This is a genomic window from Aeromicrobium erythreum (genome assembly GCF_001509405.1).
GTDB classification, from domain to species: Bacteria; Actinomycetota; Actinomycetes; order Propionibacteriales; family Nocardioidaceae; genus Aeromicrobium; species Aeromicrobium erythreum.
Map to the genome: position 1 here is coordinate 122666 of NZ_CP011502.1, position 22005 is coordinate 144670.

23 protein-coding genes and 1 pseudogene are annotated in these 22005 nt (G+C 72.7%); 15 read left to right on the forward strand and 9 right to left on the reverse strand.

Features of this window, described 5'->3' with window-relative positions:
* Nucleotide 1 precedes the first annotated feature (1 nt).
* Both Aeryth_RS00585 and Aeryth_RS00590 read left to right on the forward strand, forming a co-directional pair.
* On the forward strand, nt 2–832 hold the full coding sequence (locus Aeryth_RS00585; protein WP_067853228.1) for an FAD binding domain-containing protein: 831 nt from the start codon (nt 2–4) through the stop codon (nt 830–832).
* Nucleotides 829–3618, forward strand: a complete 2790-nt coding sequence (locus tag Aeryth_RS00590; protein ID WP_067853230.1) for a molybdopterin-dependent oxidoreductase — start codon at nt 829–831, stop codon at nt 3616–3618. The genes Aeryth_RS00585 and Aeryth_RS00590 overlap by 4 nt, the downstream gene beginning before the upstream one ends.
* Before the next feature lie 12 nt (nt 3619–3630).
* On the opposite strand, the gene Aeryth_RS00595 is transcribed toward Aeryth_RS00590, so the two are convergent.
* Entirely contained in the window at nt 3631–4542 is a 912-nt protein-coding gene (locus tag Aeryth_RS00595) for an XdhC family protein (RefSeq protein WP_067853233.1), read from the reverse strand.
* 108 nt (nt 4543–4650) lie between these two features.
* Here Aeryth_RS00595 and Aeryth_RS00600 point away from each other — a divergent pair, with 108 nt between their 5' ends.
* From Aeryth_RS00600 to Aeryth_RS00625, 6 genes are all read left to right on the forward strand, one after another.
* Nucleotides 4651–5127, forward strand: a complete 477-nt coding sequence (locus tag Aeryth_RS00600; RefSeq protein WP_067853236.1) for a nucleoside deaminase — start codon at nt 4651–4653, stop codon at nt 5125–5127.
* Between the two features lie 122 nt (nt 5128–5249).
* Complete coding sequence (locus tag Aeryth_RS00605; protein WP_067853239.1) at nt 5250–6317, forward strand: ABC transporter substrate-binding protein; 1068 nt, start codon at nt 5250–5252, stop codon at nt 6315–6317.
* Between the two features lie 7 nt (nt 6318–6324).
* On the forward strand, nt 6325–7152 hold the full coding sequence (locus Aeryth_RS00610) for an ABC transporter ATP-binding protein (protein WP_067853241.1): 828 nt from the start codon (nt 6325–6327) through the stop codon (nt 7150–7152).
* Nucleotides 7152–7952, forward strand: a complete 801-nt coding sequence (locus Aeryth_RS00615; protein ID WP_067853244.1) for an ABC transporter permease — start codon at nt 7152–7154, stop codon at nt 7950–7952. Before Aeryth_RS00610 ends, Aeryth_RS00615 begins: the two co-directional genes overlap by 1 nt.
* Complete coding sequence (locus Aeryth_RS00620) at nt 7949–8740, forward strand: ABC transporter permease (protein ID WP_144433612.1); 792 nt, start codon at nt 7949–7951, stop codon at nt 8738–8740. Before Aeryth_RS00615 ends, Aeryth_RS00620 begins: the two co-directional genes overlap by 4 nt.
* A gap of 145 nt (nt 8741–8885) precedes the next feature.
* Nucleotides 8886–10181: an MFS transporter gene (locus Aeryth_RS00625; RefSeq protein ID WP_067853250.1), complete on the forward strand. Its 1296-nt coding sequence runs from the start codon at nt 8886–8888 to the stop codon at nt 10179–10181.
* Between the two features lie 71 nt (nt 10182–10252).
* Here the strand turns inward: Aeryth_RS00625 and Aeryth_RS00630 are convergent, their stop codons facing one another.
* Nucleotides 10253–11179 carry an oxidoreductase gene (locus tag Aeryth_RS00630; RefSeq protein ID WP_067853253.1) on the reverse strand — a complete coding sequence of 309 codons (927 nt, stop codon included), beginning with the start codon at nt 11177–11179 and terminating at the stop codon, nt 10253–10255.
* A gap of 52 nt (nt 11180–11231) precedes the next feature.
* On the opposite strand from Aeryth_RS00630, the gene Aeryth_RS00635 reads away from it, so the two are divergent.
* Nucleotides 11232–12035 carry a DUF4344 domain-containing metallopeptidase gene (locus tag Aeryth_RS00635; protein WP_067853256.1) on the forward strand — a complete coding sequence of 268 codons (804 nt, stop codon included), beginning with the start codon at nt 11232–11234 and terminating at the stop codon, nt 12033–12035.
* 10 nt (nt 12036–12045) lie between these two features.
* On the opposite strand, the gene Aeryth_RS00640 is transcribed toward Aeryth_RS00635, so the two are convergent.
* On the reverse strand, nt 12046–12840 hold the full coding sequence (locus Aeryth_RS00640; protein ID WP_067853259.1) for a maleylpyruvate isomerase family mycothiol-dependent enzyme: 795 nt from the start codon (nt 12838–12840) through the stop codon (nt 12046–12048).
* Nucleotides 12841–13356 (reverse strand): hypothetical protein, encoded by a 516-nt coding sequence (locus tag Aeryth_RS00645; RefSeq protein WP_067853262.1) that lies wholly within the window; start codon nt 13354–13356, stop codon nt 12841–12843.
* 125 nt (nt 13357–13481) lie between these two features.
* Between Aeryth_RS00645 and Aeryth_RS00650 the strand changes: the two genes are divergently transcribed.
* A complete protein-coding gene (locus Aeryth_RS00650) occupies nt 13482–13892 on the forward strand; it encodes a DoxX family protein (protein ID WP_067853265.1) in 411 nt (136 codons plus the stop codon).
* Here Aeryth_RS00650 and Aeryth_RS00655 read toward each other — a convergent pair.
* Complete coding sequence (locus Aeryth_RS00655) at nt 13882–14088, reverse strand: type 2 periplasmic-binding domain-containing protein (protein WP_236749785.1); 207 nt, start codon at nt 14086–14088, stop codon at nt 13882–13884. The genes Aeryth_RS00650 and Aeryth_RS00655 overlap by 11 nt on opposite strands.
* A 32-nt stretch (nt 14089–14120) precedes the next feature.
* Here Aeryth_RS00655 and Aeryth_RS00660 point away from each other — a divergent pair.
* Nucleotides 14121–14375: pseudogene (locus tag Aeryth_RS00660) on the forward strand (EamA family transporter); the annotation flags it as partial.
* Between the two features lie 70 nt (nt 14376–14445).
* Here the strand turns inward: Aeryth_RS00660 and Aeryth_RS00665 are convergent.
* Both Aeryth_RS00665 and Aeryth_RS00670 read right to left on the reverse strand, forming a co-directional pair.
* Entirely contained in the window at nt 14446–16323 is a 1878-nt protein-coding gene (locus Aeryth_RS00665; RefSeq protein ID WP_067853273.1) for an acyl-CoA dehydrogenase, read from the reverse strand.
* A 160-nt stretch (nt 16324–16483) separates the two neighbouring features.
* Nucleotides 16484–17089, reverse strand: a complete 606-nt coding sequence (locus tag Aeryth_RS00670; protein WP_236749786.1) for an HAD family hydrolase — start codon at nt 17087–17089, stop codon at nt 16484–16486.
* 394 nt (nt 17090–17483) lie between these two features.
* On the opposite strand from Aeryth_RS00670, the gene Aeryth_RS00675 reads away from it, so the two are divergent.
* Complete coding sequence (locus Aeryth_RS00675; RefSeq protein WP_236749787.1) at nt 17484–18380, forward strand: LysR family transcriptional regulator; 897 nt, start codon at nt 17484–17486, stop codon at nt 18378–18380.
* Between the two features lie 121 nt (nt 18381–18501).
* Here the strand turns inward: Aeryth_RS00675 and Aeryth_RS00680 are convergent, their stop codons facing one another.
* Entirely contained in the window at nt 18502–19254 is a 753-nt protein-coding gene (locus Aeryth_RS00680) for an enoyl-CoA hydratase (RefSeq protein ID WP_067853280.1), read from the reverse strand.
* Between the two features lie 22 nt (nt 19255–19276).
* Nucleotides 19277–19966: an SGNH/GDSL hydrolase family protein gene (locus Aeryth_RS00685; protein WP_067853283.1), complete on the reverse strand. Its 690-nt coding sequence runs from the start codon at nt 19964–19966 to the stop codon at nt 19277–19279.
* Between the two features lie 173 nt (nt 19967–20139).
* On the opposite strand from Aeryth_RS00685, the gene Aeryth_RS00690 reads away from it, so the two are divergent.
* From Aeryth_RS00690 to Aeryth_RS00700, 3 genes are read left to right on the forward strand one after another with little or no spacing between them, the layout of a single operon-like run.
* Complete coding sequence (locus Aeryth_RS00690) at nt 20140–20523, forward strand: cupin domain-containing protein (protein ID WP_067853284.1); 384 nt, start codon at nt 20140–20142, stop codon at nt 20521–20523.
* On the forward strand, nt 20520–21059 hold the full coding sequence (locus Aeryth_RS00695) for a dimethylamine monooxygenase subunit DmmA family protein (RefSeq protein ID WP_067853287.1): 540 nt from the start codon (nt 20520–20522) through the stop codon (nt 21057–21059). The genes Aeryth_RS00690 and Aeryth_RS00695 overlap by 4 nt, the downstream gene beginning before the upstream one ends.
* Nucleotides 21056–22003, forward strand: a complete 948-nt coding sequence (locus Aeryth_RS00700; RefSeq protein WP_067853289.1) for a PDR/VanB family oxidoreductase — start codon at nt 21056–21058, stop codon at nt 22001–22003. Before Aeryth_RS00695 ends, Aeryth_RS00700 begins: the two co-directional genes overlap by 4 nt.
* Nucleotides 22004–22005: the final 2 nt, after the last annotated feature.

The following is a 22005-nucleotide window of genomic DNA, read 5'->3' on the forward strand; positions in this document are numbered from 1 at the left end:
CGTGGACCTGCACACCGTCGAGACCTTCCGTCTGCCCACCGGCCCGGACGACCTGGTCCTCGCACCTGGCGAGACCTGGCTGGCCGGCGGCACGTGGCTGTTCTCCGAGCCGCAGGTGACGACCACCGGCCTCGTCGACCTCCTGGCGCTGGGCTGGCCCGACTGGGAGCTCGACGCCGGAGCAGCGGACGGCCCCACGACCGGGCTGACGACTGGGCTGACGATCGGGGCCACGTGCTCCCTCCTCGACCTCGTCACGCACGCCGAGCGGTCCGGGCTGCCGGGCCTCGCGGTGGCGCGGCCGTGCGTCGAGGCGCTCGTGATGTCGAGCAAGGTCTCCCGGCGCGCCACCGTCGGCGGCAACGTGTGCCTGGCGCTGCCGGCCGGCGGCGCCACCTCGCTGCTGACCGGCCTCGGCGCCGACGCCGTCGTGTGGGGGCCCGGTGGCGAGCGTCGGGTGCCGGTCGCGTCGCTCGTGACCGACGTGCGCCGGACGTCGCTGGACCCGGGCGAGCTCGTGCGTGCGTTCGAGGTGCCGCGTGCGTCGCTCGCGTCGACGACGGCCTTCCGGCGCGCGGCGCTCACCCCCATGGGCCGCTCGGGCGCGGTGCTGGTCGGCCGGCGCGAGCCGGACGGCGGCGTGCACGTCAGCGTGACCGCCTCGACCCACCGCCCCCACGTGCTCGACCTCGGCCCGGCTCCCACGGAGTCCGACGTCGCGACCGCGGTGAGCACGATCGAGCGCTGGTACGACGACCCGCACGGCGCGCCCGACTGGCGCGCCGCGCAGACCCTGCGCTGCGCGCTCGAGGTCGTGGAGGAGCTGGCATGAGCAGTCCCGTCGAGACAGGTCCCGTCGAGGCAGGTCCCGTCGAGAGAGGGACGTTCGAGGTGCGGGTCAACGGCGCGAGCGTCACCACGGCCCCGACGCCGGGCCAGTGCCTGCGCACCTACCTGCGCGACCACGACCGCCTCGACGTCAAGAAGGGCTGCGACGCCGGCGACTGCGGTGCCTGCACCGTCCTGGTCGACGGCGACCCGACGCACTCGTGCGTCTTCCCGGCCGTGCGGGCCGCCGGTCGCGAGGTGACGACGGCGTCCGGCCTGGGGACGCCCGACGACCTGCACCCCGTGCAGCAGCGCTTCGTCGACGCGGCCGGGTTCCAGTGCGGGTTCTGCACGGCGGGCATGGTCGTCACCGCGTCGACGCTGCCCGAGGGGCTCGCGCACGACGACCTCTGCCGCTCGATGAAGGGCAACCTGTGCCGCTGCACCGGCTACCGCTCGGTCCGCGACGCCCTCGCCGGCACGGCCAACGTCGGCGAGGCCCCGGCGGGGGAGGCGTTCGGCGCCTCGGTCGCCGCGCCGGCGGCCCGCCGCGTCGTGGCCGGGCAGGAGCCCTTCACCCTCGACCTGGAGGCGCCGGCGGACCTGCTCCACGTCGCGGTGCTCGGCAGCCCGCACCCGCACGCGCGCATCGCCTCGATCGACACGTCACGGGCGGAGGCGCTGGAGGGCGTCCACCTGGTCCTCACCCACCACGACGCCCCCGACGTCCTCTACTCCACCGGCCGGCACCAGAGCCGGCTCGACGACCCCGACGACACGCGCATGCTCGACCCCGTCCTGCGGTTCGCCGGCCAGCGCGTCGCGGTGGTCGTGGCCGAGACCGTCGCCACCGCGCAGGAGGCCTGCCGGCTCGTCGACGTGGAGTACGAGGTGCTGCCCGCGGTCCTCGACCCCGACGCGGCGCGTCGGCCAGGGGCGCCGCTCGTGCACGGCGACAAGGACCCGGTCGTCTCGCGCATCGCCGAGCCCACCCGCAACGTCGTCGCCCAGCTGCACGACGAGCACGGCGACGTCGAGGCGGCGCTGGCCTCGGCCCACGCCGTCGTGTCGGGCACGTGGCAGACGTCGCGGGTCTCGCACGCCCAGCTCGAGACGCACGGCGGCCGCGGCTGGCTGGCCGACGATGGCACCCTCGTGGTGCGCACCAGCACGCAGGTGCCGTTCCTGGTGCGCGACGAGCTCGCCCACGTGCTCTCCCTGCCGCGCGAGCGGGTGCGGGTGCTCGCCGCCCGGGTCGGCGGCGGGTTCGGCGGCAAGCAGGAGATGCTCGTCGAGGACGTCATCGGGCTGGCCGTCCTGCGCACCGGACGCCCCGTGCAGTACGAGCTGAGCCGCGAGGACCAGTTCACGATCGTGCCGTGCCGCCACCCCATGCGGGTCGGCGTCACGCTCGGCGCCGACGCCGACGGGCACCTGACGGCGCTCAAGCTCGACGTGCTGTCCGACACCGGCGCCTACGGCAACCACGCCGTCGGCGTCATGTTCCACGGCTGCCACGAGTCGGTCGCGCAGTACCGCTGCCCCAACAAGCGGGTCGACGCCGAGGCCGTCTACACCCACCAGCTCCCGTCGGGCGCCTTCCGCGGCTACGGCCTCGGGCAGGTCATGTTCGGCATCGAGTCGGCCATGGACGACCTCGCCGCCGAGCTCGGGCTGGACCCCGCCGAGCTGCGACGTCGCAACGCCGTCGTGCCCGGCGACCCGTTCGTGGTCACGGCGCTGGAGGAGGACGACCTCGAGTACGGCTCCTACGGGCTCGACCAGTGCCTCGACCTCGTCGACGCCGCGCTCGCGTCGGGTCGCGGCGACGACGCTCCCGAGGGCTGGCCGACGGGACGCGGCGTCGCGATGGCGATGATCGCCACCATCCCGCCGCGCGGGCACTTCACCGACGTGGCGGTGGCGGTCGACGCCGACGGCCGCTACACCGTCTCCGTCGGCACCGCCGAGTTCGGCAACGGCACCACGACGGTGCACGTCCAGCTCGCGGCGACCGAGCTGGCCACGACGCCCGACCGCGTCCGGGTGCGCCAGAGCGACACGGCGACGTCGGGCTACGACACCGGCGCCTACGGCTCGGCCGGCTCCGTCGTCGCGGGCAAGGCGGTGCACGTGGCGGCCGAGCGGCTGCACGCCGAGCTGCTCACGCTCGCCGCCCGTGCGGCCGGCGTCGCCCGCGGCCACTGCACGCTCGAGCGCGACGGCGTGCGCCTGCCCGACGGGTCGCTCCTGAGCTTCCGCGAGGTCGTGCCCGACGGGCTGTCGGCGGAGGGCACCCACGACGGGAGCCCACGCTCGGTGGCCTTCAACGTCCACGGCTTCCGGGTGGCGGTCGACCCGACGTCGGGCGAGGTGCGGGTGCTGCAGTCGGTGCACGCCGCCGACGCGGGCGTCGTGATCAACCCCGAGCAGCTCCGGGGCCAGGTGGAGGGCGGTGTCGCGCAGGCGATCGGCTCGGCCCTGCAGGAGGAGGTGGTCGTGGAGGACGGACACGTCGTGACGCGCACCTTCCGTTCCTACCGCGTGCCGCAGATGGCCGACGTGCCCACGACCGAGGTGCTCTTCGCCGACACCCACGACGAGCTCGGCCCGCGTGGCGCGAAGTCGATGAGCGAGGCACCGTACAACCCGGTGGCCCCGGCCCTCGCCAACGCGATCACCGACGCGCTCGGCGCACGTCCCCGCACGCTGCCGATGAGTCGAGACCGGGTCTGGCGGCTCGCGCAGACCGGGTCCGACGCACCACCGAGTCGGCAGCGCCGGGGCTAGGTCGGCCGGCCCTCAGGCCGGGTCGAGGCGCGCGGGGGACCGGTGGATCGGTCCGGTCGTGGCCGAGAGCGGCTGCGCCGAGCCGCCGTGGCGGACGGCCAGCACCTCCGCCAGGATCGCCACGGCGGTGTGCTCGGGGCCCGAGCCGCCGAGGTCGAGCCCGAGGGGGGAGCGCAGACGGCTGACGTCGACGCCGTCGAGGGCGCGCACGCGTCGTTCGTGCGTGGTGCGCGAGCCCATCGCGCCGACGTAGCCGGCCCCGCCCTCCAGGGCCGACGCGAGCACGACCGTGTCGCGGTCGAGGTCGTGCCCGAGCACGCACACGGCGTCCTCGGGCGACCACGTGCGCGTCGCGCACCAGTCCGCGAGGTCGGCCACGACGACCGCCGTCGCGTCGGGGAAGCGCTCCTTCGTCGCGAAGGTCGCGCGGTGGTCGAGGACGGTGACGGCGAAGCCGGCGCGCGACGCGAGCGCGCACAGCGCCACGGCGAACTCCACGGCTCCGACCACCACGAGCTTCGGCGGCCGCTGGACCGAGATGCTGGTGCCGGCGAGCGTCAGGGTCGCGGACCTCCCGCCCGCCGCGCACTCGACCTGGTGCCACTGCTCCGCGTCGAGCGACGCGAGGTCGCACACGAGCACCTCGATCGTCCCGCCGCACATCAGGCCGGGCTCCAGCCAGTCGCCTGCGGAGTAGGTCCGCCGTCGCGTGGGCCCTCCCGCGAGGACCTCCTCGCACTCGGCGACGAGGGCACCCTCGACGCACCCGCCGGAGATGCTGCCGACCACGCGTCCGGTGTCGTCGACCGCCATGGCCGCGCCCACCGCGCGCGGCGCGCTGCCGTGCACGGCCACCAGGGTGGCGACGGCGACGCGACGACCCTCGGTCGTCCAGGTGCGGAGCGTGGGGGCGATGTCGAGCACGGACCCAGCCTGCGGGACAAGTGTTTCATCGCGGGGACGGTGGAGAAACGCTCACGAAACACCCTCTTGCGACGATCCCCGGCAGGAGCACGAGAGAGGGAGTCGACGATGAGCGACGAGCAGGACGCGACGTGGCTGGCACTGGCCGTCGACCTCGCCACGCAGAACGTGGCCGAGGGTGGCGGACCCTTCGGGGCGGTGCTCGTGAAGGGTGACGAGCTGGTCGCCACGGGACAGAACCGGGTCACCCGCGACCTCGACCCGAGCGCCCACGCCGAGGTCGTCGCCATCCGCGCCGCGTGCCGGGCGATCGGCGACTTCTCCCTGGCAGGACTGACGTTGTACTCCTCCTGCGAGCCGTGCCCGATGTGCCTGGCGACGTCGCTGTGGTCGCGTGTCGACCGGGTCGTGTTCGCCGCCGACCGCGACGACGCGGCCCGCGGCGGGTTCGACGACCGCGAGTTCTACGAGCTCTTCTCGCGCGACCGTGCGACGTGGGGCACGACGGTCCAGGCGACCCGCACGGCCGACGCGTCGTCGCCCTTCGACGCGTGGCTCAGCCACGCCGCGCGGACGGCCTACTGAGATTTACGCAGGCGTAATGCCGATGCGTCGGGAGCGGAACGCGACGCTCCTAACGTCTCGGTCTGTAACGGGGGTTTCATCGTCAGCAGCGCACGCTGCTCGAGCCAGGGAGTGCCACAGTCATGAACCAGTCCATCCGCCGAGGAACCACCGCGCGTGTCGCCGCGGTGCTCTCGGCCGCCGCCCTCGCCCTGTCCGCGTGCGGCTCGAGCTCTGACTCCGCGGACGAGTCGTCGGGCGACGGCCTCGGAGACGTGACCGTCCAGTTCTCCTGGATCAAGAACGCCGAGTTCGCGGGCGAGTTCATCGCCGACAGCGCCGGCTACTACAAGGACGCCGGGCTCGGGAAGGCCACCTTCCTGGCCGGACCGGTCGCCCAGGAGGAGATCGTCGCCACCGGCAAGGCCGACTTCGGCCTCAGCAACGCCGTCTCGACGGCCTCGGCGATCACCAACTCCGACTTCCCCCTCAAGATCATCGGTGCGACGTACCAGAAGAACCCGTTCTCGATCCTGTCGCTGGCCGACCAGGGCAACATCAAGACGCCGCAGGACCTCATCGGCAAGAAGATCGGCGTCCAGGACCCGAACCTCAGCCTCTTCAAGGCCTTCCTCGCCGCGAACGACATCGACGAGAAGGACGTCGAGATCGTCCCGAACGGCTTCGACGTCGCCCCGCTGGAGGACAAGCAGATCGACGGCCTCGTCGCCTACGTCACCAACGAGTCGCTGCTGGTCAAGAGCCACGGCTTCGACACCGTCGACCTCTCCTTCGCCGACAACAACCTGCCGTTCGTCGCCGAGAGCATCATCACGACCGACGAGACGCTGAAGAAGAAGCCCGACTACGTCAAGGCGTTCCTCGAGGCCGAGATCAAGGGCTGGAAGGACGCCTGCGACGGCGAGGCCGGGTACGAGAAGGGCGCGAAGCTCGCCGTCGACACCTACGGCAAGGACATCGACCCGCCGCTGGAGCTCGACAAGGAGATCGCCCAGGCCAAGCAGCAGTGCGAGCTGCTCGTCAACACCGACGAGACCGCCAAGAACGGCATCTTCACGATCAGCGACGACCTCGTGCAGGCCAACCTGACGTCGCTCAAGGCGGCCGGCATCGACATCTCCGCCGACGACCTCTTCGACCTCGAGCCGCTCAACGAGCTGCTCAAGGAGAAGCCCGAGCTCGTCCAGTGAGGACCGCGTGAGCAACCTGACGACGCCGGCCGGCGGTGGGGCCCTGACGGTCCCCACCGCCGGCACCGGCCTGCACATCCAGGACCTGTCGAAGACGTTCTCCGTCGGACGCAAGGAGGTGGTCGCCCTCACGGACGCCACCCTGCACACGGACAAGGGCAGCTTCCTGTCGCTGCTCGGCCCGTCGGGCTGCGGCAAGTCGACGATCCTGCGCATCCTGGCCGGCCTCGAGAAGCCGACCAGCGGACGCGCGACCGTCGACGGCAAGTCGCCCACCGAGCTGCGCCGCGACCACGAGCTCGGCATCGCCTTCCAGGACTCGGCCCTGCTGCCGTGGCGGTCGGTGGAGTCCAACATCCGCCTGCCGTTCCAGGTCTCGGGCGAGCAGCCCGACGACGCCCTGGTCAAGGAGCTCATCGCGCTCGTCGGCCTGGAGGGCTTCGAGAAGGCCAAGCCCGCGCAGCTCTCAGGAGGCATGCGTCAGCGCGTGTCGATCGCCCGCTCGCTCGTGGTGAAGCCGTCGGTCCTGCTGCTCGACGAGCCGTTCGGCGCGCTCGACGACATGACCCGCCAGCGGCTGAACGTCGAGCTGCTGCGGATCTGGACCGAGAAGCCCGCGACCACGCTCATGGTCACGCACGGCATCTCCGAGGCGATCTTCCTGTCGGACCAGGTGGCGGTCATGAGCCCGCGACCCGGCCGCATCAAGGAGGTCATCGACGTCGACCTGCCGCGCCCGCGCGTGCCGGAGATGATGCGCACGCCGGAGTTCCACGCACTGCACGACCAGGCCTCGGAGCTGCTGTTCGGCGCCGGCGGGGCGGCGGTCGAGTGATGAGCACCCTGTCGCTCTCGCCCGAGCGCACGAAAACGCTCGGGATCGGCGCGGCGGGCCTCGTGGGCACCGTCGCGCTCTGGTGGCTCGTCGCGGCGACCGTGCTCGCGCGCTTCCAGGTGCCGACGCCGGGCGAGGTGCTGTCGACCTTCGCCGACCGCGGCTTCGACTACTACCGCACCGTCTTCTCGATCACGCTCGAGGAGTCGCTGTACGGCTACCTCGTCGGCGTCGCCCTCGCGCTGACCGTCGCCGTGCTCGTGCTGCTCGTGCCGTTCATCGAGCCCATCGTCATGCAGCTCGCCGTCATCACCTACTGCCTGCCCATCGTGGTGCTCGCGCCGATCCTCATCACGGTGCACGAGATCCCCGAGAAGGGCGGACTGTCCGCGACGGCCATCGACCTCGCGGCCGTCTCGGTGTTCTTCACGACCGTCGTCGGCGCCGTGCTCGGGTTCCGCGCGGCCGACCAGGCGACGCTCGACGTCGTCGAGGTCTACGGCGGGAGCCGCCTGCAGCAGCTGCTGCGCGTGCGGGTCGTCGCTGCGCTGCCGGCGCTGTTCACGACGCTGCAGATCGCGGCACCGGCGGCCTTCCTCGGGGCGCTGCTGGGCGAGTACTTCGACCGGCACCTCGAGATCGGCGTCGGACCGTCGCTCATCCTCAGCCAGAACAACCGGGAGACCGCGCTCGCGTGGTCGCTCGGCATCGGCTGCGCGCTCGTGTCGGGCCTGGCGTACGCCCTGCTCGGGCTGCTCGGTCGCGTCGTGGCGCCGTGGTCGCGGGGAGCGGCCTCATGAGGGTCCTCGCCGTCGCCCGGCCCCTGCTCACCATCCTCGTCGTGCTGGCCGCGACGATCGGCGCCTGGTACGCGCTCGTCACCCTCACGGGCGTCAGCGACCTCACCACCCGGCTGCCGCAGGACGTCATCGCCTACCTGTTCACCGAGGACGACGCCGCCGCGAACCGCGCCGAGGTGCTCGGCGCGCTCGGCCAGACCGTCATCGACGCCGGGATCGGCTTCGTCGCCGGCCTGAGCGCCGCGTTCGTGCTCGCGACGGTCATGGTGCTGTGGTCGGGCGTCGAGGCGGCCACCATGCCGGTCGTCATGATCGTGCGCACCGTGCCGCTCGTGGCGCTCGCACCGATCATCACCCTGCTGTTCGGCAACGGGTTCTGGTGCGTCGCGGTGATGAGCGGCATCGTCGTGCTGTTCCCGGCGCTCGTGAACATCGCGTACGGGCTGCGGTCGGTGACGCCGCAGATGCACGACGTGGTGACCGTCTACGGCGGCTCGTCGTGGGACGTCATGCGTCGGGTCGCGTTCCCGACGGCGCTGCCGTCGATCTTCGCCGCCATCCGGATCTCGGTGCCCGGCGCCATCACCGGCGCGCTGATCGCCGAGTACTTCACGACGACCGACAGCGTCGGCAAGGCGGTCAACCAGGCGCTCGCGCTCTACCAGTACGACAAGCTCTGGTCGCTCGTCGTCGTGGTCACGCTCGTCTCCGTGATCGGCTACGCCCTCGCGCAGCTGGCCGAGACCTTCGTGCTGGCGCGGTACGGCCGCAACGCCGGCCGCGCCTGACCCCCTCCCCCCCCGCCGCGCCTGCTCGTTTGCGTGGGGCCCCACGCAAACGTGCGGTTCGGGCCGATGTTTGCGGTGGGGGGAGCTGGTTTGGGTGGGGCCCCACGCAAACGTGCACTCGACGGCCAGGCGCATACTGGGGCGAGTGAGCGCGACGACGAGACGAGGGCCGGTCGCCGTCTGGCTCACCGGCCTCTCGCTGTACTTCCTCGCCGTGTTCCACCGCTCGTCACTGGCGGTCGCCGGGCTGGCCGCGACGGAGCGGTTCGGCATCTCCGCCGCACAGCTGTCGACGTTCGTCATGCTGCAGCTCGTCGTCTACGCCGGCATGCAGATCCCCGTCGGGCTCCTGCTCGACCGGTTCGGGCCGCGCCGCATCCTCACCATCGGCGTGGTCGTGCTGACCCTCGCCCAGGCGGCGTTCGCGCTCGCCGACACCTTCGCCGTGGCGCTGGTGGCGCGCGTCTTCGTCGGGCTCGGCGACGCGATGACCTTCGTGTGCGTGCTGCGGCTCGTCACCACCTGGTTCCCGTCGCGACGCATCCCGCTCGTCACCCAGCTCACCGGCGTCCTCGGCCAGCTCGGCGCGCTCGTCGCCGCCGTGCCGATGACGTGGGCGCTGCGTGAGCTCGGCTGGACGCCCACCTACCTCGCGGCCGCCTCGCTCGGGCTGGTGCTGCTGGTCGTGCTGCTCGTCGTCGTGCACGACGAGCCCGGCTCGCCTCGCGTGCTCGGGGCGCCCCTGTCGTGGACGACGGTCCGCAGCAGCCTGGCCGCGTCGTGGCGCCACCCCGGCACACGGCTCGGCTTCTGGGTCCACTTCACGACCCAGTTCAGCGCGACGACCCTCGGCCTGCTGTGGGGCTACCCCTTCTTCGTGCGCGGCGAAGGTCGCACGTCGGCGCAGGCGGGCGCCCTGCTGACCATCCTCGTGCTCGCCGTCATGGTCGCGGGGCCCGTGCTCGCGTGGGCCATCACGCGCGACCCGTGGCACCGCTCGACGATCGTGCTGGGCATCGTCGGCTCCATCGTCGCCGTCTGGACGGTGGTGCTCGCGTGGCCCGGCACCGCCCCGAGCTGGCTGCTCGTGCTGCTGGTCGTGGTCGTCGGCGTCGGCGGCCCCGCGTCGATGGTCGGGTTCGACCTCGGCCGCTCCTTCAACCCGCCCGACCGCCTCGGTGCGGCCACGGGGATCATCAACCAGGGTGGCTTCGTGGCGTCGCTGCTGCTCGTCGTGGCCATCGGGCTCGTGCTCGACTGGCGCACGCCCGGGGCCAGCACCGACTACGCGCCCGGAGCGTTCCGGTGGGCGATGTCGGTGCAGTACGTCCTCTGGGCGGTCGGCCTCACCCAGATCTGGCGCTACCGCCGCCGCACGCGCGCGCAGCTGCTCGCCGAGGACCCCGACGCGCGCGAGCACTGGCGCGGTCGGCTGGCCTGACCCGACCACTCAGGCACGAGAGCGGGGCGTCGCGGACCGCACGGATCCAGTGCCGAGGACGGTCGCGCCGCTCAGACCTCGAAAGTGACGCCGGTGGCCTGCTCCGTCGCCGCCCAGAGGTCGCGGGCGAGCTGCTCGTCGCGCGCCCAGCGCGTCATGCCCGCGATCACCGGGGCGCCGCGGGTACCGCCGAGCGACGCCGGGCCCACGTACTCCCCGCCGGTGAAGGTCGGGTCGGTCGCGGCCCGCAGGCTCGGCAGCGCTCCCGCGGCGGCCGACTGGCTCGCCAGTGCCGACACCTGCTGCACGACCGTGCCGAGGAACGGGTTGCCCATCGCCACGCCGGTCTTCTGCAGCTCGGTGCGGGCGAAGCCCGGGTGCGCGGCCGTGCTGACGACGGCCTTCCCCGCGGACTTCAGGCGACGGTCGAGCTCGAGCGCGAACGAGAGGTTCGCGAGCTTGGACTCCGCGTAGGACACCCACCGGCGGTACGTGCGCGGCGAGCCCTCCGGGGTCAGCGAGCGCAGGTCGATCCCCTTGGCCTGCAGGTGCGCGAGCGACGACACGGACACGACGCGGGCGTCGTCGGCGAGCAGCGGCCACACCTGCGCCGTCCACGCGAAGTGACCGACGTGGTTCGTGCCGATCTGCAGCTCGAAGCCGTCGGCGGTCGTGCTGTACGGCGGGATCATGATGCCGGCGTTGTTCACGAGCACGTCGACCCGGTCGTGCCGCGAGCCCAGCTCCTCGGTCGCCCGGCGCACGTCGGCGAGGTCGGCCAGGTCGAGGGAGAGCACCTCGACATCGACGTCGGGCAGCTCCTCGCGCAGCCGGGCGAGCGTGTCGTCGGCCTTCTGCGGGTTCCGCGCGGTGACGGTCAGGCCCGCGCCGGCCCGCCCCAGCTCGAGAGCGGTGTGGAACCCGAGCCCTCCGGTGACACCGGTGACGACGGCCCGCTTCCCGCCCAGGTCGGGGATGTCCTGCGTGCTCCAGCTCATGGGTCGAACCGTATCGGCCCCGGGCACGCAGCGCCGATCCTATGATCCGGACGTGCGCAGGATCATCGTCGTCGCGACCGTCGCCCTCGCCGCCCTGGGCGGGTTCACGGTCGGGCTGCTCGCCGCGCCCGGCGACGCCCGCCCCGAGGCGGCTCAGGGCGACGCCGCCCGCGGCGCACGCGTGAGCGTCACGTACCCCGACGTCGCCGACCGCTGGCAGGGCTGGCAGGACCGGGTGCGCGCCAGCGGCGTCCTCGAGGACGCCGCCCGCGACCTGCGCGCGACGGTCAGCCTGCCGAGCCCCCTCGTCGTCGAGGTGACGACCTGCAAGGACGGCACGGGGTACCTGGCCGGCGAGGGTCGGATCGAGCTGTGCCTGCAGGACGTGCGCGACAGCGACGCCGAGCTGGAGGAGGCCGGGGCCGACGACGTCGACGCCACCCTCGAGGGCATCTGGCGCGAGACGTTCTTCCACGAGGCGGGGCACGCGGTGATCGACATGCTCGACCTGCCGTTCACGGGTCGCGAGGAGGACGTCGCCGACCAGTTCGCGGCGTGGCGCCTCGCCGAGGCCGGTGACGACGAGGCGACCGGCGCGCTGCTGTCGTCGGCGTACGAGTACCAGCTGCTCGCGGCGGCGTACGAGGCCGACCCGACCGACGAGCACACGTCCGACGCCGCCCGCGCCGTGAACTACCTCTGCTACCTGTACGGCTCGGACCCCGACACGTGGTCCGGGCTGGTCGACGACGACCCGCTCACGCAGGACCGGGCCGACCAGTGCACCGACGAGTGGGACCGGCTGCGCGTCGGCTGGCGCGACCTGCTGGCCGAGGCGGGTGCGCTGCGCTCCTGACCGGCAGCGGTCAGAAGGTGACGGCCATCTGCTCGAGGACGCGGTGGGCGAGGTCGGTGTCGCCGCTCACCGCGACCTCGACCGCGCCCGGGCGGCGACGTCCTGCGGCCAGCACGGCGAAGGCGTCGGACGTCAGGGTGAGGGTGGCGGTGGGGGAGTCCGGCACGCCGGGGCGGGCGCGGCCGTCGTCGCCGACCGTCGCGCCCACCTGCAGGGCGATCGGGCCGGTGAGGTCCCAGAGGACTGACGTGCCGGCCGTGGCGCCGACCTTCTTGCCGAGCACGAACGGCATGGCGGCGGCGAACGTGTGCGTCGTGACGTGCGCGCCCGCCGAGTCGAGGTTGCCCGGCCGGTCGACCGCGCGGCGCACGTCCTGCTCGTGGCACCAGACGTCGACGGTGCGGTTGCGCAGCATCGTGTCCCACGTCCAACCGACACCGGCGGGCGTGTGCTCGGCGCGGGCCGTGGGGTCGTCGGGCAGCGCGCCGCCGAGCCGCTCCGCGCGGACGTCGACGCTGCGGCGCAGCTCGTCCAGCACCTGCTCGCGCGTGAGGCCGCGCCGCGACTCCACCCCGGCCTCCGTGTACACCGACGCGATGCCGCCGGCCGACGCCGTGGTGGGGGCCTCGTCGACCACGTGCCCCGCGGTGACGGCCTCGAGGTGCGCCAGGTGGGCGGCGACGTCGGCGACCGTCCAGCCCGGCAGGTCGGTGGGCGTCGACCATGCCGCGTCGTCGAGCTCCTCGAGCAGGGCGATCGTGTCGCGGACGCTGGCCAGCCAGGCGTCGACGTAGGTCTGCAGCATTCAGTCCTCCAGGGTGCGCTTGCGTCGGGTCCACCAGGTCGCCAGCGCGAGCGCGACGGCGACGGCAGCGGCGATCCAGGCGATGCCCGCGCCGTTGCGGGTGCGGTCGAGGAAGCCGTCGGCGACGGCCACCCGGTAGGTCGCGGCGTCGGCGGCGCGGTCCTTCGGCGTGCAGCGGACCGCGACCTGGTCCGATCCCTCACGCTCGAACGCGATGAGGTACCAGGTGGAGCCGTCCTGCGGGACGCGCAGGTCGATCGGGGCGTCCTCGAGCGTCACCGGCTCGGCACCCTTGGCGGGCCCGGTGGCGGTGCACGTGACGTCGCGCTCGGGCTGGCGGACGTCGGTGAAGACGGCGAGCGAGGCGCCCTTGGCGTCGACTCGCTCGGTCAGGTTCTGCAGCGTCGCGTCGCGGACGTGGTCCCACGCGCCGGCCGCGACGACGGCCGAGGCCATCCATCCGCCGATCGCGAGCAGGAACGCCGCGAGGTACCACAGCGGGCTGGTCAGACGCACCCGCTCACTCTGGCACACGGCACGGTGCCGGTCAGGTCGGCCACGCGCGACGGCTTGACCGCGGGCGGCGGAAGGAGAACGCTGGACCCCGCTAGTTGAACCTTCACCTTTCTCAACGAGCTCCCATGGACGGGGTCTTCCTCATCTCCCGCATCCTCTTCGCCTACCTCGTCATCGGCTCGGGCATCGGTCACCTGACGGCGACCGGCGCGATGGCCGGCTACGCCGAGTCGCGCGGTCTGTCCAACGCCAAGGTGCTCGTGCAGGTCAGCGGCGTCGCGCTGCTCGCCGGCGGCGTCTCGGTGCTGCTCGGCATCTGGGGCGACGTCGGCGCCCTCGGCCTCGCGATCCTGCTGCTCGTCACGGCTGTGCTGATGCACGCGTTCTGGAAGGAGAGCGACGCCCAGGCCAAGCAGATGGAGATGGTTGCCTTCAACAAGAACGTCGCCCTGGCCGGCGGTGCGCTGGCGCTGTTCGTGCTGCTGTCGACCGACTTCGCGCCCTACACGCTCACCGGCGCGCTCATCAACTGGTGACGACGCGGGGCTGAGAGACGCTCGGGGCGTCCAGGAGACGCTCCAGCACGAGGGCGAGCGGCGGCCACGTCGCTCGCCCTCGGCGCGTCCAGACGTGCGCGCGCATCGTGACGCCGGGGTCGTGGAACGGGACCACCGTCACGCCGTCGCGCGGACGGCGCCAGAGCGGCAGCATCCCGACGCCGAGGCCCGCCACCACCAGGTCCTCGACGAGGTCGAGGCTGTCGGACAGGTGCTCTCGTGGGACTCGCGCTGCTCGTGCCCGTGGTCCCGTTCGCGCTGGAGATGCTGGCGCTGCGGCGGCTCACGACCGCCGCCTTCGGGACGCTGATGTGCCTGGAGCCGGCGATCGCCCTGGTCGTCGGGCTCGTCGTGCTCGACCAGGTGCCGGACGCGGGCGCCGTGCTGGGCCTGGCCTGCGTGGTCGCGGCGGGCGTGGGCGCGACCCGGTCGGGTGGCCGGGCGCCCGTGCCCTCGGTCTGAGCCGCACCCACGACGAAGCCCCCGCCCGGTCCCGGGCGGGGGCTTCGTCGTGGTGGTCGGTGCCGACGGCTCAGAAGGCCGCCTCGTCGAGCTCCATGATGCTGGCGTCGACGTTCTCGGCCATCGCGCGCTCGGCGGTCAGGCGGGGGAGCACGGTGCGCGCGAAGAACGACGCCGCCGCGATCTTGCCCTCGTAGAACGCCTTCTCCGAGCCCGTCGCGCCCTCGTCGAGCTTGGCCAGCGCCACCTCGGCGCCGCGCAGCAGCAGCCAGGAGACCACGAGGTCGCCGAGCACGTAGACCAGACGCGTCGTGTTCAGGCCGACCTTGTAGAGGTTCTTCAGGTCGCCCTTCTCGTCGGCCGGGTTGCTGGCCATGAGGTCGGTGAACGCGGCACCGAGGATCGCCTGGGCGTCGTCGAGGCCGGTCGCGAGCAGCTCGCGCTCGACCTTGAGGCGACCGTTGCCGGCCTCGCTCTTCACGAACTCGCCCACCTGCTCGGCGAGGTAGCCGATGGCGCGGCCCTTGTCCTTCACGATCTTGCGGAAGAAGAGGTCCTGGCCCTGGATGGCGGTCGTGCCCTCGTAGAGCGTGTCGATCTTGGCGTCACGCACGTACTGCTCGATCGGGTAGTCCTGCAGGAAGCCCGAGCCGCCGAACGTCTGCAGCGACTCGGTGCCCAGCAGCACCCAGGAGCGCTCCGAGCCGTAGCCCTTGACGATGGGGAGCAGGAGGTCGTTGACCGACTCCTCGAGCGACGCGTCCTCGCCGGACTCCGCCTTCTGCATGATCGCGTCCTGCCAGGTCGTCGTGTAGAACACGAGCGAGCGCAGGCCCTCGGCGAAGGCCTTCTGGGTCATGAGCGAGCGGCGGACGTCGGGGTGGTGCGTGATGGTCACGCGCGGCGCGGTCTTGTCGGCGGCCTGCGTGAGGTCGGCGCCCTGGACGCGCTCCTTGGCGTACTCGAGCGCGTTGAGGTAGCCCGACGACAGGGTCGCGATGGCCTTGGCGCCCACCATCATGCGGGCGTTCTCGATGACGCGGAACATCTGGTTGATGCCGTCGTGCACCTCGCCGAGCAGCCAGCCCTTGGCCGGCTCGCCGCCACCGGTCGACGGGTCGCCGAAGGTGACCTCGCACGTGGTGGAGACCTTGATGCCCATCTTCTTCTCGACGTTGGTGACGTAGGCGCCGTTGCGCTCGCCGGTGAGCTCGCCGGTCTCGTGGTCGAAATGGATCTTCGGGACGAGGAACAGCGAGAGGCCCTTCGTGCCGGGGCCGCCGACGCCCTCGACGCCCTGGGGACGCGCGAGGACGAGGTGCATGATGTTCTCGCTCATGTCGTGCTCGGCCGAGGTGATGAAGCGCTTGACGCCCTCGATGTTCCAGGAGCCGTCCTCGTTCGGGTAGGCCTTGGTGCGGCCCGCGCCGACGTCGGAGCCCGCGTCGGGCTCGGTGAGCACCATCGTGGCGCCCCACTGGCGGTTGGTCATGAACTCGGCGATCTTCTTGTCGCGCTCGGTGCCGTTCTCGAACACGATGCGCGCGAAGGCCGGGCCGGCGGAGTACATCCAGATGGGCGGGTTCGCGCCGAGCACGAACTCACCGATCGCCCAGATGAGCGAGGAGGGGGCCTTCTGGCCGCCGAGCTCCTCGGGGACCTGCAGACGCCACCACTCGGCGTCCATCCAGGCCTTGTAGCTCTTGGCGAAGGCGGGGTTCATGGTGACCGTCATCGCCTTGGGGTCGTAGACGGGCGGGTTGCGGTCGGAGTCCTCGAAGGAGGGGGCGAGGTCCTCGCGGGCCAGCCGCTCGGTCTCGGCGAGGATGCTCTTCGCGGTGTCGAGGTCGAGCTCCTCGAACGCACCGGTGCCGAGGACGTCCTGGCGTCCGAACAGCTCGAAGAGGTTGAACTCGACGTCGCGCAGGTTGCTCTTGTAGTGGCTCATGACTGCCTGTTCCTGGATCGGGGGTGCGGTGTCCGGTGCACACGTGTTACCGACGGGTGCTACCGGCAGGTAACTTCAAGTATCCGCAGATGAGGGGCCCGACACAAGTCCCGGGGGCCGACTCGTGCGTCACGCGGGTCGACCGACCTCCGTGCGCCGGTCAGCGGGACAGGTGGGGGACGAGCCCGACGACGCCGTGCAGGTCGTCGACGACGTGATCGGCGCCCGCCGCGCGCAGCTCGTCGGGGCTGCACGGACCGGTCGGCACGGCGACCCCGACGACGTCGGCCGAGCGGCACGCCTCCATGTCGTGCACGTGGTCGCCGACGTAGGCAGTGACGCCACGGGCGCGGAACACGTCGGCCTTGCCCTCGCGCCACACCTCGCCGACGACGTCGAGGTCGATCGCGAGGTGCTCGAGGTGCAGGGCGGCGTTGCGCCCGTTCTTGCCGGTGACGACGAAGGCCTCACCGCCGGCGTCGAGCACGGCCTGCACGGCCTCGCGCGCGCCGGGGAGCAGCGCCACGCGCGGGATCGCCAGGTCGGGGTAGAGCGCGCGGTAGCGGTCGGCGACCTCGGGGACCTGCTCGGGCTCGAACCAGTGCGCGAGCTCGGCCTCGAGGGGCGGTCCGAGGCGGGAGGTGACGAGGTCGACGTCGATGAACGTCCCGGTCTCCTCCGCGAGGGCCCGGTAGGTGGCGCCGATGCCAGGCCGGGAGTCGACGAGCGTCATGTCGAGGTCGAAGCCGACGACGAGGCGGGTCACGGGCCGAGACTAACGAACGCCGCCACCGGCGTCGGGGGAGCGTCGGTGGCGGCGTGCGTGGGCCCGGTGGTCGCGCCGGGCGGCGGGTGACCCGGCCGGGGCGTCGGGACCTGGCCGGGTCGGGGGCCGTCGGTCGCGGGGACCGACGGCGGGTCTCAGAAGCGCTGGATGGTCGGGATCCGGCCGTACCCGTCGCGCGAGACGAGGTAGGCGGACTTGGTGACACCGACGGTGACGACGACGGCGCCGAGCACGGCGAGAGCGATCATGGGGGGCCTCCTCGAGGGGGGTGGGGACGAGCTGACACATCCATGGTCACGCTCTCGACTGTCAAGGACAAGCGAAGAGAACTACACGTAACGTGTAGCATCACTACATGGATGTGCGGCGACTCATGGTTCTCAGGGAATTGGCGGAGCGCGGCTCCGTGGGCGCCGTCGCCGATGCGATGAGGGTCACACCGTCGGCGGTGTCGCAGCAGCTCAAGACGTTGGAGAAGGAGGCCGGCTACCCCCTCGTCGAGCCGGCCGGGCGGGGCGTCGCGCTGACCGAGGCGGGGCGTGCGCTGGCCCGCGCGGCCACCGACATCGCAGTGGCCATCGAGCGGGCCGAGGGCGAGTGGCGCGCGTTCATGGAGCAGCCGGCCGGGCGGGTCACGCTGGTGACCTTCCCGACGGGTGGGGAGATGCTGCTGCCCGGGCTGCTGACCAGGATGGCCGAGCGGCCCGACGTCGAGCTGGTGTGCACCGACACCGAGGACCCCGACGCCGTCGGCGACCTGACGGCCGACCACGACGTGGTGCTGTCGGACTCGCCCACGACGTCGGCCGCCTGGCACGACCGCGGCCTGCAGGTCGTGCCGCTGATGAGCGAGCCGCTCGACGTCGCGCTGCCGCAGGACCACCCGCTCGCCCGCAAGGCGAACCTGTCGCCGCGCGACGTCGTCGACGAGACCTGGATCGGCGTCCCGCCCGGCTACCCCTTCGACCGGGTCCTCGAGCAGGTGGTGGTCGCGACCGGCCAGCCCGTGCAGGTCGCGCAGCGCTTCGCCGACAACGGTGTCGTCGAGGCGATGGTCGCGGGCGGGCACGGCCTCGCGATCCTGCCGCGCTTCACGACGCGCGAGCACGGCAACGGCCTGGTGACCCGCCCCCTGCTCGGCGTCCGCGCCCGCCGCGAGATCTCCGCCGTCCTGCGCCCCGACCGGTTCGAGCGCCCTTCCGTCCGCCTCGTCGTCCAGGCCCTCCGCGAGGAGGCGCGCCTCGTCGCCGACGCCCACGGCGCCGCGTGAGCGGAGATTCCCAGGTCGACCTGGGAATCCCCCACCGCGCACGGGAATCTCAGCCAAGCACGGAGAGCAAGCCGTGCGCGGCTGGGATTCCCAGGTCGACCTGGGAATCCATCCCCGACCGTCAGTCCTTCGCGAACCGCGCGGCGAAGCGCTCGAACTCCGGGCTCGACAGCGACTCCGCCTGGAACTGCGCCTCGACGTCGAGCGACGTGGCCGCGTCCGACGTCGCCGCGACGCGCAGCGACTGCTTGACGTGCGCCATGAGCGTCGGGTTGCGCTCGCACCAGCCGAGCGCGACGTCGCGGGCGCGGGTCTGGGCGTCGTCGGCGATCTCCTGGGCGATGCCGAGACGCAGGGCGTCGTCGGCGGTGATGACGTCGCTGGCGTACAGCGCGGCAGCAGTGTTGGCCGAGCCGATCCGCTGCGTCAGCATCCACGTGCAGCCGCCGCCGGGGTGCAGGCCGATCTGCGTGAACGTTGGGCCGAACCCGGCGCGGGGTCCGGCGACGATGACGTCGCAGGCGAGCGCGATGTTGAGGCCGGCGCCGACGGCCGGTCCGTGCACGGCCGCGATGGTGGGGATGGCGAGGTCGCGGATCGGCAGGAACGACGCGTAGACCTTCATGAGGTGCTCGCGCAGCTCGTCGACGGGCCGCGTGCGGTCGCCGAACAGGTTGGTCACGTTCGCGCCGGAGCAGAACGCGCGTCCCGCGCCGGTCACGAGCAGCGCGCGGGCGTGCTCGTCGGCCGCCACGGTGGCCACCGCGTCGCGCAGCTCGTCGAGCAGGGGCCAGTCGAGGGCGTTGAGCCGCTCCGGGTCGTTCAGCGTGATGGTCCGCAGCGGACCGTCGGACTGCAGCAGCACGAAGGACATGCGGGCACGGTAGCGGCCGGCGCTACAGGGCGCGTCGCACGACCTCGGCCATGCCGGCGTACCCGCGGTCGTTGGGGTGGAAGCGGTCCTCGGCGAGACGTCCCCGCCAGTCGCGCATGTGCGGCACGCGGAAGTCGGCCACGCGGATCTCGCCGCGGCGGGCCCGGGCGTCGACGACCCGGTTGAAGGCGACGGCCGAACGCTGCAGGCCCGGCTGCGTCGCCACGACCGTGCCGCGCGGGACGGCGTCGAGCAGCTGCTCGGTCGCGGCCGGCAGGCGGCGGCTCCAGCGCGGGCTCATGAGGTCGTTGTTGCCGATGAGCAGGGTCACCAGCGCGACCTCGTGCCCGAGGGCACGCACCTGCTCGAGGGCGGGGAGCTGGCGGTCCAGGACGTCGAGCACGCGCGCGCCGTTGAACGACAGGTTGAGCACCGCGACGTCGCGCAGGGCCGACGGCGGGTCGCCGGCCAGCTGGCCCACCCAGCCGCGGTCGGGCGCGCTCGCGCCGATGCCCTGGGTCATCGAGTCGCCGAGCGCGACCCACAGCGGACGACCGGAGCCGAGTGCGCGACGGTTCGCGTCCTCCCACCAGCGCGCGTAGGGCTCGACCTGCTCCATCACGCTGCGGACGCCGGGCAGGACCAGCGCCAGCTTGGAGACCACCGGGCCGGGCGGTCGTCCGCTGAGGTTGGAGTACTCGAACGTCGTCACGCGCCCAGTGAACCAACGGGCCCGTGGTCGCGCAGGTCGCGTGAGCGGGCTCACGGCTCCAGCAGACCTCGGAGACCAGAGGTTTTCGCGCAGGTCATGCCGACGAAACACCGACTGTGTTTCATCGTAGGCAACAAAGTTTCGTCGCAAGAATCAACGATCCGGAGGGTGTCATGACCGCCGACACGCAGACCGCCACGTCCGTCCCACCTTTCCGCGTGACCGCGGACGGCCACGTCGGGCTGCCTCCCATGAACGTCGGCAGCACGCTCGGCTTCATCGGCGACGTCTACGAGAACCCCGACGACAGCGTCATGTGCTCCGGGTACTTCGAGCTGCTGCACACCGACGCGCCGCTCGAGTACGTCTACGACTACGACGAGATGAAGGTCGTGCTCGAGGGCGAGCTCCACCTCGTCAACCTCGACACCGGGCAGGAGCTCGTCGCACGCCGTCACGACGCGATCTTCTTCCCGCGGGGCTCGCGCATCGGGTTCAGCACGCCCGACCGCGCCCTCGCCTTCTACACCGGGCACCGCGACGCGAGCCTGCTGTGAACCCAGCCCTCGAGCTCACCAGCGTCCCGGCGTGGGCGGTCCGACCGTCGACGCCGCCGTGCGACCCCACGGCCACGGCGTGCACGGCCGTGGCCGTCGGACCCGACGCCGTCGACGTCGCGACGACGTGGCTCGACGAGGCCGTCGCGCCCGGACGTCTGCACGCCGCCGACGACACCGACGAGGCGCTGGCCGTCGTCGACGCCGAGCTCGCCGAGGCGCGGGTCGGCTGGCGACTCCTGGTGGCCGGTCCGCTGACGGCGGTCCTGCCGCTGCGCGCCCACGGCCTCGCCGGCGGCCTCGTCGACGCCGAGCTCGCGGTGGCCACCACGAGCACCGAGGAGCTGCCCGTCGCGTGCGCCCACTGCGCTGCCGTCACCTGGGCCCCCACGCACGTCGGGGGCGTCGTCGCCTGCACCGGGTGCGAGCGACGGCTCGTCGTGCACCACCACGTCTCCCGCCGGCAGGGGACCTTCCTCGGCTTCCAGGTCGACGCGGAACGGTGGGAGACGGGGCAGTGGGAGGAGGGGGCGTGAGCGCGGCCCTCGACCTCGTCGTGGCCGCCGTCGACGACACCGTGCCCGGCGTCCGGTCGGTGCGGCTCGTCCGGCCCGACGGAGGGGCCCTGCCCGGGTTCACGCCCGGCAGTCACGTCGTCGTGACGTGCGGACCTCCCGGCGCCCCCGGCAACGCGTACTCCCTGACCGGCGACTCCGTCGCCCCGCGCGCCTACACGATCTCGGTGCTGCGCCTCGACGCCGGCCGCGGCGGCTCGCGCTGGGTGCACGCCCTGACCACCGGCGACCGGGTGGAGGTGACGCCGCCCCGCTCGGCGTTCCCGCCCGTGCTCGCCGCGCGTCGGCACCTGCTCGTGGCCGGCGGCATCGGGGTCACCCCGATCCTGTCGCACCTGCGCAGCGCGGTGCGGTGGGGACGCGACGTCGAGGTGCTGTACGCGCACCGACCCGGCGCGGCGGCCCACCTCGACGACCTGCGCGACCTCGCCGGCGACGCCCTCACCTGCCTCACCGACCGGACCACCCTCGGCGACCACCTCCAGCGCCGCCTCGCCGACCAGCCGGTCGGCACCCACCTCTACACGTGCGGCCCGGCCGGGTTCATGGACACCGTCACGCTGGCCGCCCGACGTCTCGGCTGGCCCGACGAGCGCATCCACGTGGAGCACTTCGGCGTCGACGACCTCGACCCCGGCGAGCCCTTCGAGGCCGTCCTCCGGGCGTCGGGCCGCACCGTGCCCGTCCCGTCGGGCACGAGCCTGCTCGACGCGCTCGAGGGCGCCGGGCTGTCGGTGCCGAACCTGTGCCGCCAGGGCGTCTGCGGCGAGTGCCGGGTGCCCGTGGCCGCCGGCACGCCGCTGCACCGCGACCTCGTCCTCACCGACGCCGAGAAGGCCGCCGCCGACACGCTCCTGTGCTGCGTGTCGCGGGCCGCCGACGACCGACTGGAGCTCGACCTGTGACC

What these genes read in the sequence shown, in the direction of transcription:
- Aeryth_RS00680 (WP_067853280.1), bottom strand. Translation starts at nt 19,254, where the DNA reads ATGTCCTTCGTGCTGCTGCAGTCCGACGGTCCGCTGCGGACCATCACG.
- Aeryth_RS00665 (WP_067853273.1), bottom strand. Translation starts at nt 16,323, where the DNA reads ATGAGCCACTACAAGAGCAACCTGCGCGACGTCGAGTTCAACCTCTTC.
- Aeryth_RS00630 (WP_067853253.1), bottom strand. Translation starts at nt 11,179, where the DNA reads ATGAGCTGGAGCACGCAGGACATCCCCGACCTGGGCGGGAAGCGGGCC.
- Aeryth_RS00590 (WP_067853230.1), top strand. Translation starts at nt 829, where the DNA reads ATGAGCAGTCCCGTCGAGACAGGTCCCGTCGAGGCAGGTCCCGTCGAG.
- Aeryth_RS00605 (WP_067853239.1), top strand. Translation starts at nt 5,250, where the DNA reads ATGAACCAGTCCATCCGCCGAGGAACCACCGCGCGTGTCGCCGCGGTG.
- Aeryth_RS00675 (WP_236749787.1), top strand. Translation starts at nt 17,484, where the DNA reads ATGGTTCTCAGGGAATTGGCGGAGCGCGGCTCCGTGGGCGCCGTCGCC.
- Aeryth_RS00690 (WP_067853284.1), top strand. Translation starts at nt 20,140, where the DNA reads ATGACCGCCGACACGCAGACCGCCACGTCCGTCCCACCTTTCCGCGTG.
- Aeryth_RS00615 (WP_067853244.1), top strand. Translation starts at nt 7,152, where the DNA reads ATGAGCACCCTGTCGCTCTCGCCCGAGCGCACGAAAACGCTCGGGATC.
- Aeryth_RS00640 (WP_067853259.1), bottom strand. Translation starts at nt 12,840, where the DNA reads ATGCTGCAGACCTACGTCGACGCCTGGCTGGCCAGCGTCCGCGACACG.
- Aeryth_RS00620 (WP_144433612.1), top strand. Translation starts at nt 7,949, where the DNA reads ATGAGGGTCCTCGCCGTCGCCCGGCCCCTGCTCACCATCCTCGTCGTG.
- Aeryth_RS00650 (WP_067853265.1), top strand. Translation starts at nt 13,482, where the DNA reads ATGGACGGGGTCTTCCTCATCTCCCGCATCCTCTTCGCCTACCTCGTC.
- Aeryth_RS00600 (WP_067853236.1), top strand. Translation starts at nt 4,651, where the DNA reads ATGAGCGACGAGCAGGACGCGACGTGGCTGGCACTGGCCGTCGACCTC.